This window comes from Pseudarthrobacter woesei (assembly GCF_055412745.1).
The window spans coordinates 95330-108178 of record NZ_JBVAYU010000011.1; the positions used below are offsets into that span (position 1 = coordinate 95330).

The following is a 12849-nucleotide window of genomic DNA, read 5'->3' on the forward strand; positions in this document are numbered from 1 at the left end:
AGCCGGCACCGATGCCGGCTGCAACCCATATTTGGTTCCCCGCCAGCCGCCGACGGCCGCCACACAAGACAGGTTCCCATGATCCGTTTCGAGAACATCGAAGTCACTTTCGGTGACTTCACCGCCATCCCCGAGCTGAACCTCGATGTGAAGCAGGGCGAGTTCTTCACGCTCCTCGGTCCCTCCGGATGCGGAAAGACGACGGCGTTGCGCACCCTGGCCGGGTTCATTGAACCCTCCGCCGGCGAGGTCTACGTCGACGGCAAGGCCGTCACCCGGCTCCCGAGCGACAAGCGCCACGTCGGCATGGTCTTCCAGAACTATGCCCTGTTCCCCAGCATGAGCGTGTGGGAGAACATCGCGTTCGGACTGCGGGTCCGCAAGGAGAGACCGGCCGAGAGCGACAGGCTCGTCCGCGACATCGCCAGGCGCGTAGACCTCTCCGACGAGCAGTTGCGCAAAAACGTGGCGGAGCTCTCCGGCGGGCAGCAGCAGCGCGTCGCCGTCGCCCGGGCACTGGTACTGCAGCCCAAGATCCTGCTCCTCGACGAGCCGCTCTCCAACCTGGACGCCAAGCTCCGCCACCAGCTTCGGCAGCAGCTCAAGGACCTCCAAAGCGAATTCGGCATCACCACCGTCTACGTCACCCACGACCAGGACGAGGCGCTGGCAATGAGTGACCGGGTAGCGGTCTTCAACAAGGGTGTGGTGGAACAGATCGGCACCCCACAAAGCATCTACGACGAGTCTGCCACCGAATTCGTCTGCAATTTCATCGGGGACAGCTCCCGCCTCACCGCCGGGTTCGTCGCGGAACTGAACCGGCAGTCGATGCACACCCTCGATCCCACGGCCAACTCCTATTTGCGGGTGGAAAAAGCGTCCCTGGAACCCTCCGGCGGGGACGCCCCTGCCGTCCCCGTGGAGGGAACCGTGGTCTCGAAGACGTATCACGGGCTGCACAGCCGGTACGTGGTCCGCTGCCACGGCTCCGACATCCGGCTGCTGGTCAGGGAAGACGGCGGGGCCCACCCCCAGACGGGCAGCCAGACAACGGTGTACGTCCAGCCATCCCGCGTCCTGCAGTACCACCCGGAAACCGGCGCCGCACTCGGGCGCCGGCCGCAGGAAGCGGCCCGCCGGTGAGCAGCGGGGGCAGAGCGAAGGGGGCAAGCACTCGGAGCATGCTCCGCTCGCCCGCCGTCCTGATCGTTGGGGTCGCGCTGACCTGGTTCATCGCGGCCTTTCTGGTCTGGCCCAATGCGAACGTGCTGATTCAGACCTTCTTTCCGGACGGCAGTTTCTCCGGGCGCGCGGCCGAAAAGCTCTTCTCCTCCCAACGGGCGATGAAATCACTGGGAAACAGTTTTCTGCTGGCCATCGCGCTGTCCATCACCGTCAATGTGGTGGGCATCTTCATCGTGCTGGTCACCCAGTACTTCAAGATCCGCGGCTCGAGGATACTGTTCCTCGGCTACGCCACGACGTTTATCTACGGCGGGATTGTGCTGGCGGCAGGGTACAAGTTCATTTACGGGGACAAGGGGATTGTCACCGGCTTCCTGCTGGGGATGTTCCCCGGGATGGAACCCGGCTGGTTTTCCGGCTTCTTTGCCGTCCTGGCCGTGATGACGTTCGCCACGACGACAAACCACATGCTGTTTGTCACCAACGCGCTCAAAGGCGTGGACTACCAAACCATCGAAGCGGCCAGAAACATGGGGGCCTCGACCTGGACCATCCTGCGGCGGATCGTCCTTCCGATGCTCAAACCCACCCTCTTTGCCGTGACCGTCCTGTCCTTCCTGACCGGGCTGGGCGCGCTGTCGGCGCCGCAGGTCCTCGGCGGCCGGGACTTCCAGACCATCACGCCGATGATCCTTACCTTTGCCAACAGCCCGACGTCGCGGGACCTCGCCGCGCTGCTCGCCGTGATCCTCGGCGTGGCCACCATGCTGATGCTGGCAGTCATGACACGGCTGGAAAAGGGGGGAACGTACTTCTCGGTTTCCAAAGTCTCCTCCGGGCTGCAAAAGCAGCAGATCGGCAACCCCGTGGCGAATGTGGCGGTCCACGCCGTCGCGTACCTGCTGTTCGCCGTCTACACACTGCCCGTGGTCCTGATCGTGCTGTACTCCTTCGCCGACGGCGTCGCGATCCAGACCGGACAACTGTCCCCCGGCAGCCTCACCCTGGACAACTACATCCGGGTGCTCACCCAACCATCGGGGCTGCGGCCCTTCATCATCAGCATCGTTTACAGCGCCCTGGCCGCGGTGATCGCCGTCGGTGGGCTGCTGTTCGTGGCCCGGCTCCTGCAGAAGTACCGCAACTGGGTCACGGCCGTCTTCGAGTACCTGCTCCACATTCCGTGGATCCTCCCCTCGGCCCTGCTCGCCCTGGGCTTGATCCTCAGCTACGACCATCCGAATCCGCTGGTCGGCGGCGCCGTGCTGACCGGCACCACGGTCCTCCTGCTCATCGCCTTCGTGACCGTCAAGATCCCGTTCACCCTCCGCATGCTGAAGGCGTCCTTTGCTTCGGTGAACTCCTCGCTCGAGGAAGCTGCCAGCATCATGGGCGCCAGGACCCTGTACATGTTCCGCCGGATCCTGCTGCCAATCGTGCTGCCGGCGGCGGCCGCCATCACTGCCCTGAACTTCAACAGCATGCTGGACGACTATGACACCGCGATCTTCCTGGCCCACCCGCTGTTCCAGCCCCTGGGCCTGGTCATCAAGGCGAACACGGACGGCGCCGAGGGTGTGGACGGGGTCTCCAACACGTTCGTCTACACGGTGCTGCTCATGGTCATCACGGGAGTGACTATGTATCTGGTCTACGGCAGATCGGGCCGGAAGGCGGCCAGGGCGGCAAAGGCCGGATCCGTCGGCAAGGACGGCACGACGGCGGGCCCGGCGGACGCCGTGCGGGACGAACCCGTGCGCGTCCCCTGACAGCGGCCCCTACTGCGCACCCGGCCAGCCTGTGTAGGCCTCGGCGAGGTAGGCGCGGCCGCTGTAGCCATCGAGCAGCGCTGTGGAACCCGTCTTGTAGAAGCTGTCCAATCCTTCGAAGAGCACCTTGACGTCGTGCAGGGCCAGGTTCAGGCCCTTGGCTCCGGTCGCTGGAGCCCGCGCCAAGGCCCGTCACCGGCGCTACAGGGCCCGGGTGAGGCTTCGGCGCAGCAGCCGGGCGCCCACCAGGAGCAGGCACACCGCCATCACGGCCAGCACGCCCAGCTGGGGAAGGATATCGGCCAGGGTGCCCTGGTGGCGCTGGATGTCCGCGAGGGCGTCATAGGCCCAGCGGTGCGGGGTGGCGTAGGAAACGGCGCGGAGCGTCTCCGGGAAGAACTCGGGAGGGACCATGCAGCCGCCCAGCCCGCCCAGCACCAGACCACCGCCGACCCCGATTCCGGCGGCGGCGGCGTCGTTGTCCATCACGGAGCCGACCACCATCGCGGCGCTGGCCGCGACGGCGCAGAAGAGCGTCAGGACAAGGGCGGACAGCCAGAGGTTGCCCCACTCGACGCCGAACAGCAGCGCGGTGCCGATCATGATGTAGGCGCCCTGGACCAGGGCGATGGCGAACCGCCCCAGCGCCTGCCCCGCCACGGCCTGCCCGCCGGAAACGGGGGCGGCCATGACCCGGCCCACCACACCGAACCGCCGGGCCTGGATCAGCGTGGCCGCGCCGGTGAGCGAACTGAGGAACACGAACAGCAGCAGCTGCTGCGAGGCGCCCAGATCGAACCGGCCCAGGCCCCGGAACTCCTGCGATATCTCGTTGGTGTCCGTGATCTCCACCGTTGGCAACACGGCCAGCTGCCGGGCGCGGTCCAGGGCACCCTCCGCCTCGCCGGCCGGGATTCCGGCGCCGGTCAGGGCCGAGAGCTGGCGTTGTTCCATACTCACCGCCTGCACGGCGGTGCGTACCGCCTGCATAACGGCCTGCGCGGAGGACTGGGAGGCCACCACGACGTCGAGCTCGGCCGGCCGGCCGGCGTCGAAGTCCGCCGCGGCGGCGTCGTCGATGAACAGCCCCACGTCGGTGCGTCCGCGGCTGAGCTCCGCCCGGACGGTGTTCGCGCCGGCGAAGGTAACCTCGGCGCCGGAGGCCTCCAGCTTGCCGGCCAGTGCCTGCGACAGCGCGCCGCGCGGGCCGGAGATGCCCACATGGGCCTGGCCGCTGCCGGCGCCGAATTGCGAGCCGAGCAGCAGGATCAGTACGAGGGGAAAGATGAAGACAAAGAAAATGTTGGATTTGTCGCGCAGGAACCGCCGCAGTTCGACGCCGGCGATCGCCAGGACGGCGCTCATGCCTGCGCTCCCCGGTCCGGAAGGACGCGGGAGACGAGGGTCCCGGCCAGCGCGAAAACCACCATCACTCCTATCGGCGCCGCGACGTCGGCGAGGTTGCCGCCGCCGGCCGAGATACCGAGGCCGCGGATGAACGCCCCGATGGGGTTCAGGTCAAGGACGGTCGCGGCGAAACCGGTGCCCTGGACCGGGAAGAACGCGCCGCCGGCGATGCCGAGCACCATCGCCAGGATGGATTGGGCCACGTTGGCCTGCTCCGCCGTCCGGACCAGGCGCGCAACGATGAACGTCAGGCTGGTCGCGGCCGTGACGACGCTGAGAATCAGGGCGCCCACCACCAGCGGGGAGCCGAAGGAGACGCCGAACAGCACGGATCCGGCGGTGAGCAGCACAGTGGTGGCCACGACGCCCAGGATGAAGCCGACGCCGGCCTTGGCCGCCACCACGGTGCCGGCGTTGATCGGCATCGACCGCAGGCGGGCCAGGGTCCCCTGTTCGCGCTCCGCCAGAAGCCCCAGCACGCCGAAACCGACCGTGAACATCAGGAACAGCCCGGCCTGGCCGGCGACCAGGGTGCCGCGGAGCGTGAGCTGCTCGGCGGCCGCCTGCCCTTCGGCCAGCGTGATCAGCGGGGCGCCGGCCGCCGCCTGTTGGGCCAGGGCCGCGAGCTCCTGCGGCGGCAGCCCGGAGATGCCGGCGGCGGATGCCGTGACGGTCCCGGCGGCGAACTGGTCCATAACGCCCTGGACTACGGAAATCAGCACGCTCGCCTCCAGGCCTGCCCCGTTGCCTTCAACGAGCCGGACGGACGCCGCCTGCCCGGAGAGGACGGCGGCGCTGAACCCCGCGGGGACGATGATGCCGAGGTCGGCCCCGCTGGCCTGGGTCTCGCTGCGGACCTCGGCGGCGGGCACCCGTTTGACTGTGACGTCCATGATCTCGAGCGAATCGATGGCGCCGAGCAGCGCGGCCCCCAGCTGGTCGGCGTCGTCCGCACTGGCGACGACGGTGGCCGGCTGCAGGCCCACGGTGTCATCGCCGAGGCCGCCGAACACCAGGCTCAGCACGCCCATCAGGGCGAGCGGGACGACGAGGGAGAAGATGATGACGGATTTGTCCCGGATGCGCTGGCGCAAATCGCTCGCCACCATGGTCCACAGCCCGCGCATCTCAGTCCCTCAGCGCCTTGCCGGTCAGGTGCAGGAAGACCGATTCAAGGTCGGGCCGGACGATTTCCACGGAGGTCACGGACATTCCGGCGTCCCCGGCTCCCGTCACGATGCCGGCGAGTGCGGTGGGCCCGTCGCTGGCGGTGAGCGTCAGGCCGGCGCCGTCGCTGTCGATGTGCTGCACGGCCGGCAGCCCGCGGAGGGCATCAGCAGCGCGCGCCGTGTTGCCGCCGCCGTGAAGCTTGATCCGGTCCACGCCGCCGGTGAGCCGGATCAGTTGCTCCCGGGTGCCTTCGGCCTGGATCCGGCCCTCGTCGATGATTGCGATCCGGTCGCACAGCCGCTCCGCTTCCTCCATGTAGTGGGTGGTGTACAGGACCGCCATGCCTTCCACGGAGAGTTTTTCCACGGATTCCAGGATGGAGTTGCGGGACTGCGGATCCACCCCGACGGTCGGTTCGTCGAGGATCAGCAGGGTGGGCCGGTGGAGCAGGCCGATGCCGATGTTCAGCCGGCGCTTCATGCCGCCCGAGTACTTTTTGGTCAGGTCCCCTGCACGGTCGCTCAGGCCGATCAGCTCGAGCACCTCGTTGCAGCGCCGGGTGAGTTCCTTGCCTGTCAGTCCCTGCAGCCGCCCAAAGAACTTCAGGTTTTCCCGTGCGGTGAGGTCCGGGTAGATGGCCAGGTCCTGGGGGACGAGGCCGATGTTCCGCTTGGCCGCGGTTTCGGTCGGGGCCATGTCCCGGCCCGCGACGCTCACCGTGCCGGCGTTGGCGGGGATCAGGCCCGCCACCATGGAGATGATGGTGGTCTTTCCGGCGCCGTTGGGGCCCAGCAGCCCGAAGGTTTCGCCAGCGCGGATGTGGAAGGAGACTCCGTCCACCGCGGTCAGGTTCCCGTAGCGCTTGACGAGTCCGCTGACGTCCAGCACGTCCCTGGTTTGTGTCTGTACAGCTTCCATGGGAACCCTTCGCTGCTTGGTCTTGTCCAGATTAGCCTCGGAGTCCCGCCCGGCAATGGACAGAGGCCTTGGACCCGGCGCCGTGTCCTGTAGCCCACGAGCGGGACGACAGGCCGACCAGCAGGGAGAAGGCAACGGCCAAAACCGCCACGAGCACGCCCTGCCAGAGTGGCGGCTGGTTGGGGATGGACGCGATCGCGGCAAAGGCAAAAGATGTGGAACAACGATCCCGCGGGCGCAGCCGCCACCAGGCGGCGATCAGCGAGCAGCCCCCCGGCCAGCAGCCTGGCGCCGAAGGAGGCGAAAATGGCCAGGTCCGGACAGTCCAGCAGCACCAGCGTGATCAGTGGAAGAGAGACACCGATGGTGCAGCGGATCGCCATCTGGTGGTCCTTGTTACCGGAGGCTTCCTTCTGGCAGTCGGATTGTTACGACGGCGGCGCTGGCATCCAGACTCGAAACTACGCCGGAACGGCGCGGAACCGCCATCCTCATCCATTCAGTGGAAGAGGGCCGGGGCGCTAGAAGTGATAGCGTCTAGCGGTTGATTCCCCTGCTTGGGACAGCGCACCACAGATGCACGGCAAAGGCACACGGAGGACCCCATGCTTAAAGGATTCAAGGATTTCATCCTGCGCGGAAACGTGATCGAACTGTCCATCGCGGTGGTGGTCGGCACCGCATTCACGGCCCTGGTGGGCGCGTTCACCTCGAACGTCGTGAACCCGATCATTGCGGCCGCCGGCGGCGTGGAGACCGAGGGGCTGGGCTTCCACATCTGGCCGGGCAATGAGAAGACCTTCGTCAATTTCGGCGCGGTCATTACGGCCTTCGTCACGTTCCTGATCACGGCCGCCGTGGTGTACTTCATCTTCGTGGCGCCGATGAACCGCATCAACCGCCTGGTCAAGAAGCGCCTCGCCACCACGGAGCCCGAAGAGAAGCCGATCCCGGCAGACACCGCCCTGCTGGCGGAAATCCGTGACCTGCTGGCCCAGCTCGCCGGCCCCGGACGGACCGGCGAACGGCTCGACGGGGCCGCCGGCGAACTGGCAGCGAAGCAGCCGGCCAAGCCGGCCAGGGAATCCGTCCGCTAGGGCCGCCCTGGCCCGGGCACGGCACCGGAAGACCCAATCGTCACGCCGCCGCAATCCGCCGGAAACAGCAGCCGGACATCATGGGACCCATGAAGCCTCCAGCCGCCGGCAGAAAACCAGGCACACCATCGTCCCCGGCAACGTCCGTGCTGAGCTGCGAAGTGTGCGGCCAGATGCCCGAGCCGACCAAGACCCGGCTGACCTTGGCCAATATCGCGGTGATGCTGCCGATCGAACTGCTGGTACATGCCGCGGTGGTCGAAACCCATCTTCCGTATGTGGCCAAAGTGCTGGTCCTCACGCTGACAGCCACGATCCTCGTGATCTGGGTGGCGGAGCCGTCCGCGGCGCGGATGCTGCGGCGCTGGCTGCACGCCCCCGCCCTGCGCCACCGAAGCCGGCTGGACGAGGCTCCGGCATTATGGCGGGCACGGACGGTGCTGAAGGATCGGCCCGGCTCCCTGCAGAGGATCACCCAGTCGCTGGCCGGGCTGGACACCAACATCCTCAGCATCCACGTCCACCCGGTGGCCGGCGGGGTACTGGATGAATTCGTGCTCTCGGCACCGGGCGAACTGCGCGAAGCCGATCTGCTCAAAGCCCTGCGCGACGGCGGCGGCAGCCAACCTCACGTCTGGCCCACCACGGCGCTGGCCATGGCGGACGGACAGACCGGAGCGCTGAGTCTCGCGGCCCGGATCGCGGCGAACCCCGCCGAGCTGCCGCTGGCAGTAGCCGAGCTGCTGCGCGCGGGAATCATCACCGGGCCGGACAGCGACGCCGGCGATTCGGGCACCCCGCTGGCCGCAGACCTGGCCGTGCTGAGGATTCCCACGGCATGGCACGGTCCGATGACCTTCTCCCGGCCCGGTGAGCCGTTCACTCCGGCCGAATCCGCCCGGGCGCACCGGCTCGCGGAACTCGCGGAGATCCTGGCCCACCGGCCCGCCCCGGGCGGGTGAACCCGGGCGGGCGGACCCGGGCGGGCGGACCGCCCCGCCGCGGGCGAACCCGCGCGGGGCCGGATCTACGCCCTCCGGGCGGTCATCCGGATGGTCAGGGCGTTGTGCTCGACGGTGACCTTGAGGTGTTGGGCCTTGCCCAGGTGGTCGCCGTCGAGCTGGAATTCCTGTTCGTGGTCCAGGGTGATTTCAGCGGATTTTCCAGTGAAATATTCCACGGACTTATTCTTGTAATTCTTCCGTCCGAACACGCCGGCCAACACCTTCAGCCAGCCAAACCGCCCGGCGGGGGCAAGGATCACGAGGTCGAGGATTCCGTCGTCCACCTTGGCGCCGGGGAAAATTTCCACGCCGCCCATGATCTTGCCGCAATTGCCGACCATAACGCTGCGGATCCGGCGGCGCACCGCGGCCTGCCCGTCGATGCTGATCTTCGCCTTTACGGGTTTGCCCGGCAGGTGCCGGATGCCGGCCTCCACGTAGGCGAGCCAGCCCACGCGGTCCTTGAGTTCGTCGACCGTGTTCGCCATAATCGCCGCGTCGTAGCCGAGCCCGGCCATCACCAGGAAGAGCTGTTCGTCCTCCGAATGGTCCAGCACGGCCTTCAACACATCCACCGCGGCGTCCGTGCCGTTGAGGACGTCACGGCTGGCCGACAGCGGATCCATGATGCCGATCCCGAGGTTGCGGGCCAGCAGGTTTCCGGTGCCCAGCGGCACGAGGCCCATCGCGGTTCCGGTACCGGCGAGGACCTCTGCCACGCAGCGGACCGTGCCGTCGCCGCCGGCGGCAATGACGACGTCGGCCCCCGCGTCGAGCGCCTGGCGCGCCTGCCCGAGGCCGGTGTCCTCCGCGGTCGTTTCCAGCCAGAGCGGCTCGGCCCAGCCTTCCGTCTCGCACAGCCGGTGGAAGGCGTCCTTGAAGTCCTGACCCGGGGATTTCATCGGGTTAATGATCACGGCGGCGCGCCTGGACGCTGTTTCGCTGTCCAGCGCTGTTTGGCTATCAGGAGCGGGGTTGTTCTCTGGCATGGCGTCCTTCGAGGGCAGGTAGGCAGGCGGTGTCCCGAACTCAAAATCCTAGCCGGACTCCCGGCGTAACTTCCGCACCGGGAACCCGAATCATGGACGTTCGGCTGCCGGGGTCACTAAACTGGCCATGCTTAGGTACTGGAGCGTGCCGGCCCGATCTCAGTGGCCGGCCGGATGCCTGTCCGGACACGCCCGACAGGATGAGCTCCAGGGGCGGGAAGCGGGAGCACATGACCGAACCACAGGAGAACTACTCGGCCGAGGCTGAGGCGTCCAGTATGGATCCCCACGACTGGGGCCGGGCGATGGCGCTGGCTGTCACCCGGCTGGCTGAGCAGCTCGCGCCTGAGGACAGCGAGGATATCCACGCCACGCTGGTGGGCAGGGACCTGCATCTGAAGATCCGGGACGATTCCACCGGAGTCACCATCACCGTTTCAACGGCACCCGTTCCGGACCGCGACAGCTGACAGCTAGCGCCCGCCGGAGAGATCTGCCGAGACGAGTTCGGCGGCGGCCACGGCCGCTTGCCGCACCGATTCGAGGTAGGCCTCCGGATCGGCCTGGGCAGCTACCGACTGCGCCTGCAGGGAGACGTTGATGGCGGCCACCACCTTCGGCCCGTCATGGACCGGCGCCGCGACGGACATCAGCCCCACTTCGAGTTCCTGGTTTAACAGGCACCAGCCCTGGGCCCGGACGACGGCGAGCTCCGCGAGCAAGCCCTCCCGCGTGTTGATGGCCTCCGGGGTGAGCGGCCTGATGTTGGCGGCGGCAAGGTACTCCTCCAGCTGGGCGGGCCCCAGGCCGGCGAGCAACACCCGGCCCATCGAGGTGGCGTACGCCGGGAAGCGGGTGCCCACGGTGATGCCCACGGTCATGATCCGGCGCGTCGCAACCCGGGCGATGTAGGCGATGTCCGTGCCCTCGAGGACGGCGGCCGACGTCGACTCCCCCAGCTGGAGCGACAGCTCCTCGAGGTGCGGCTGGGCGAATTGCGGCAGCGACAGCCCGGAGAGGTAGGCGTAGCCGAGTTGCAGCACCTTGGCGGTCAGCGCGAAGATCTTGCCGTCGGTGCGGACGTAGCCCAGCTCCACGAGCGTGTACAGGAACCGCCGTGCCGTGGCCCGGGTCAGGTCCGTCCGGGCCGCCACTTCGGTCAGCGTCATCTTCGGATGGTCCGTGTCGAAGGCGCGGATCACCGCCAGCCCGCGCGCCAGTGACTGCACGTACTGGTCGCTCGCCGCGGGCGCGCCGCCGGCTTTGGCGCCCTTTGCTGCGTTATTCATTTCCACGCCTCTCAATCCCGCACCACTTTATCGGTGCGGGCGGATTCTCAGCTTCCGACGGCGGACGCGGCCTTGAGCGGCACCGGCACCATTTCCTGCAGCTCCGCCAGGGTGCAGCCGAAGGTTTCCCGGACCTCGACGCCGTCGGGGCCGGTCAGGAAGACGGCCTTGTCCGTGTAGACCCGGGTCACGCAGCCGATGCCTGTCAGCGGGTACGTGCAGGTCTCGACGAGCTTGGAGACGCCGTCGCGGGTCAGGAGCGTCATCATCACGAAGACGTCCTTGGCCCCGGTGGCGAGGTCCATGGCGCCGCCGACGGCCGGGATCGCGTCCGGCGCGCCGGTGTGCCAGTTGGCGAGATCGCCGGTGGCGGAGACCTGGAAGGCGCCGAGCACGCAGATGTCCAGGTGCCCGCCGCGCATGATCGCGAAGGAATCGGCGTGGTGGAAGTAGGACGCGCCGGGGAGTTCGGTGACCGGGATCTTGCCGGCGTTGATGAGATCGCCGTCGATCTGGTCTCCGGTGGCTTCCGGGCCCATGCCGAGCATGCCGTTCTCGGTGTGGAGCGTGATGTTCTGCTCCGGCTCGAGGTAGTTGGAGACCAGGGTGGGCTGGCCGATGCCGAGGTTCACGAAGGAACCGGGCGTGATGTCCCGGGCCACGAGGCGGGCCAGGTCATCGCGGCCCAGCGGCTTGTCGGAGGTTTGAAGTCCCGCGTGGCTGTTGGACTGGCTGTTCATCTCAGGCCACCTTCACAATGCTGTTGACGTAGATTCCGGGGGTCACGATGATCTCCGGATCAAGGCCTCCCGTGGGGACGATCCCGGACACCTGGACGACGGTGTGCCGGGCCGCGGCAGCCATGATCGGGCCGAAGTTCCGGGCGGTCTTGCGGTAGACGAGGTTGCCCTTGCCGTCGGCGGTGAGCGCCTTGATGAGGGCGACGTCGGCGTGGATGGGGGTTTCAAAGACCTGGCCTCGGCCGTCCAGGATGCGGGTTTCCTTGCCTTTGGCCAGCATGGTGCCGTAGCCGGTGGGGGTGAAGAAGCCGCCGATCCCGGCCCCGGCGGCGCGGATCCGCTCGGCAAGGTTGCCCTGCGGGACGAGTTCCAGCTCGATCTCGCCGGCGCGGAACTTCGCGTCGAAGTGCCAGGAATCGGGCTGCCGCGGGAAAGAGCAGATCATCTTCTTCACCCGGCCTTCCCTGATCAGCAGCGCGAGGCCCTGGTCGCCCTGGCCGGCGTTGTTGTTGACCACGGTGAGGCCGGTGGCGCCGCAGTCCATCAGCGCGTCGATGAGTTCGAACGGCTGGCCGGCGTTGCCGAAGCCGCCGATCATCACGGTGGAACCGTCCTTGATGCCGGCGACGGCCTCGCCGACGCTGTCTACGAAGTTCAGCATGTCCTATCCCTTTACTGGTTTTGCCGGCGGCACGGCGGTTGTGGTGACGTTTTCAAGGACAACGGCCAACCCCTGGCCGACGCCGATGCAGATCGCGGCGACTCCCCAGCGCTGCCCGGAGGCTTGCAGGGACCGGGACAGGGTGCCCAGGATGCGGCCGCCGGAGGCGCCCAGCGGGTGGCCCATGGCGATGGCGCCGCCGTGCCGGTTCACTATCGCGGGGTCGATGCCCCAGGCGTTGATGCAGGCCAGGGACTGAGCGGCGAAGGCCTCGTTGAGTTCGACGGCGCCCACCTGGTCCCATCCGATGCCGGCCTTCGCGAGGGCCTTGTTGGCGGCCTCCACGGGGGCGTAGCCGAAGAACTGGGGATCGTTCGCGTGCGCGCCGCGGCCGGCGATGCGGGCCAGCGGTTCCAGGCCCAGCAGCCCCGCGGCGTTTTCGGAGCCGAGCCAGGCCGCGGACGCACCGTCCGAGAGCGGTGAGGCGTTGCCGGCGGTGACGGTGCCGTCCCCGGTCCGGAACACGGTCTTGAGCCCGGCGAGCTTCTCGGACGAGGAGCCGGCGCGGATGCCCTCGTCGCGGACCAGGTCCGTGCCCGGGACCGGGGTGACGAGGT

13 protein-coding genes and 1 pseudogene are annotated in these 12849 nt (G+C 67.8%); 5 read left to right on the plus strand and 9 right to left on the minus strand.

What is annotated here, in order from left to right; genetic code table 11:
• Positions 1–78: 78 nt before the first annotated feature.
• Both ACZYZE_RS15320 and ACZYZE_RS15325 read left to right on the plus strand, forming a co-directional pair.
• Positions 79–1146 carry an ABC transporter ATP-binding protein gene (locus ACZYZE_RS15320; protein ID WP_463908604.1) on the plus strand — a complete coding sequence of 356 codons (1068 nt, stop codon included), beginning with the start codon at positions 79–81 and terminating at the stop codon, positions 1144–1146.
• Between the two features lie 38 nt (positions 1147–1184).
• Complete coding sequence (locus ACZYZE_RS15325) at positions 1185–2957, plus strand: ABC transporter permease (RefSeq protein ID WP_463908606.1); 1773 nt, start codon at positions 1185–1187, stop codon at positions 2955–2957.
• Between the two features lie 9 nt (positions 2958–2966).
• On the opposite strand, the pseudogene ACZYZE_RS15330 reads toward ACZYZE_RS15325, so the two are convergent.
• The 4 genes and pseudogenes from ACZYZE_RS15330 to ACZYZE_RS15345 form a co-directional block, all read right to left on the minus strand.
• Positions 2967–3131, minus strand: a pseudogene (locus ACZYZE_RS15330) (FAD-dependent monooxygenase); the annotation flags it as partial.
• A 27-nt stretch (positions 3132–3158) separates the two neighbouring features.
• Positions 3159–4322 (minus strand): ABC transporter permease, encoded by a 1164-nt coding sequence (locus ACZYZE_RS15335; protein ID WP_459319941.1) that lies wholly within the window; start codon positions 4320–4322, stop codon positions 3159–3161.
• Positions 4319–5491: an ABC transporter permease gene (locus tag ACZYZE_RS15340; protein WP_459319940.1), complete on the minus strand. Its 1173-nt coding sequence runs from the start codon at positions 5489–5491 to the stop codon at positions 4319–4321. The genes ACZYZE_RS15335 and ACZYZE_RS15340 overlap by 4 nt, the downstream gene beginning before the upstream one ends.
• Position 5492: 1 nt before the next feature.
• Entirely contained in the window at positions 5493–6452 is a 960-nt protein-coding gene (locus ACZYZE_RS15345; RefSeq protein ID WP_463908609.1) for an ABC transporter ATP-binding protein, read from the minus strand.
• 605 nt (positions 6453–7057) lie between these two features.
• Here ACZYZE_RS15345 and mscL point away from each other — a divergent pair.
• The gene (gene mscL, locus ACZYZE_RS15350) at positions 7058–7549 is read left to right on the plus strand and encodes a large conductance mechanosensitive channel protein MscL (protein ID WP_463908611.1); all 492 of its coding nucleotides are present in this window, start codon (positions 7058–7060) and stop codon (positions 7547–7549) included.
• A gap of 89 nt (positions 7550–7638) precedes the next feature.
• Positions 7639–8511: an ACT domain-containing protein gene (locus tag ACZYZE_RS15355; RefSeq protein WP_459319937.1), complete on the plus strand. Its 873-nt coding sequence runs from the start codon at positions 7639–7641 to the stop codon at positions 8509–8511.
• Positions 8512–8576: 65 nt separating this feature from the next.
• Here the strand turns inward: ACZYZE_RS15355 and ACZYZE_RS15360 are convergent, their stop codons facing one another.
• A complete protein-coding gene (locus tag ACZYZE_RS15360) occupies positions 8577–9542 on the minus strand; it encodes a diacylglycerol/lipid kinase family protein (protein ID WP_459319936.1) in 966 nt (321 codons plus the stop codon).
• Between the two features lie 230 nt (positions 9543–9772).
• Between ACZYZE_RS15360 and ACZYZE_RS15365 the strand changes: the two genes are divergently transcribed.
• Entirely contained in the window at positions 9773–10012 is a 240-nt protein-coding gene (locus ACZYZE_RS15365) for a hypothetical protein (protein WP_463908613.1), read from the plus strand.
• Between the two features lie 3 nt (positions 10013–10015).
• On the opposite strand, the gene ACZYZE_RS15370 is transcribed toward ACZYZE_RS15365, so the two are convergent.
• The 4 genes from ACZYZE_RS15370 to ACZYZE_RS15385 all read right to left on the minus strand — a co-directional run.
• Complete coding sequence (locus ACZYZE_RS15370; protein WP_459319934.1) at positions 10016–10831, minus strand: IclR family transcriptional regulator domain-containing protein; 816 nt, start codon at positions 10829–10831, stop codon at positions 10016–10018.
• Between the two features lie 47 nt (positions 10832–10878).
• Positions 10879–11571, minus strand: coding sequence for a 3-oxoacid CoA-transferase subunit B (locus ACZYZE_RS15375; RefSeq protein ID WP_463908615.1), 693 nt, complete (start codon positions 11569–11571; stop codon positions 10879–10881).
• A gap of 1 nt (position 11572) precedes the next feature.
• On the minus strand, positions 11573–12232 hold the full coding sequence (locus ACZYZE_RS15380; protein ID WP_463908617.1) for a 3-oxoacid CoA-transferase subunit A: 660 nt from the start codon (positions 12230–12232) through the stop codon (positions 11573–11575).
• Positions 12233–12235: 3 nt separating this feature from the next.
• Positions 12236–12849, minus strand: a 614-nt coding sequence (locus ACZYZE_RS15385) for a thiolase family protein (RefSeq protein ID WP_463908619.1), incomplete at its 5' end; no start/stop codon positions are given.

What these genes read in the sequence shown, in the direction of transcription:
- ACZYZE_RS15375 (WP_463908615.1), bottom strand. Translation starts at nt 11,571, where the DNA reads ATGAACAGCCAGTCCAACAGCCACGCGGGACTTCAAACCTCCGACAAG.
- ACZYZE_RS15345 (WP_463908609.1), bottom strand. Translation starts at nt 6,452, where the DNA reads ATGGAAGCTGTACAGACACAAACCAGGGACGTGCTGGACGTCAGCGGA.
- ACZYZE_RS15320 (WP_463908604.1), top strand. Translation starts at nt 79, where the DNA reads ATGATCCGTTTCGAGAACATCGAAGTCACTTTCGGTGACTTCACCGCC.
- mscL (WP_463908611.1), top strand. Translation starts at nt 7,058, where the DNA reads ATGCTTAAAGGATTCAAGGATTTCATCCTGCGCGGAAACGTGATCGAA.
- ACZYZE_RS15365 (WP_463908613.1), top strand. Translation starts at nt 9,773, where the DNA reads ATGACCGAACCACAGGAGAACTACTCGGCCGAGGCTGAGGCGTCCAGT.
- ACZYZE_RS15360 (WP_459319936.1), bottom strand. Translation starts at nt 9,542, where the DNA reads ATGCCAGAGAACAACCCCGCTCCTGATAGCCAAACAGCGCTGGACAGC.
- ACZYZE_RS15355 (WP_459319937.1), top strand. Translation starts at nt 7,639, where the DNA reads ATGAAGCCTCCAGCCGCCGGCAGAAAACCAGGCACACCATCGTCCCCG.
- ACZYZE_RS15370 (WP_459319934.1), bottom strand. Translation starts at nt 10,831, where the DNA reads ATGAATAACGCAGCAAAGGGCGCCAAAGCCGGCGGCGCGCCCGCGGCG.
- ACZYZE_RS15335 (WP_459319941.1), bottom strand. Translation starts at nt 4,322, where the DNA reads ATGAGCGCCGTCCTGGCGATCGCCGGCGTCGAACTGCGGCGGTTCCTG.
- ACZYZE_RS15380 (WP_463908617.1), bottom strand. Translation starts at nt 12,232, where the DNA reads ATGCTGAACTTCGTAGACAGCGTCGGCGAGGCCGTCGCCGGCATCAAG.
- ACZYZE_RS15340 (WP_459319940.1), bottom strand. Translation starts at nt 5,491, where the DNA reads ATGCGCGGGCTGTGGACCATGGTGGCGAGCGATTTGCGCCAGCGCATC.
- ACZYZE_RS15325 (WP_463908606.1), top strand. Translation starts at nt 1,185, where the DNA reads ATGCTCCGCTCGCCCGCCGTCCTGATCGTTGGGGTCGCGCTGACCTGG.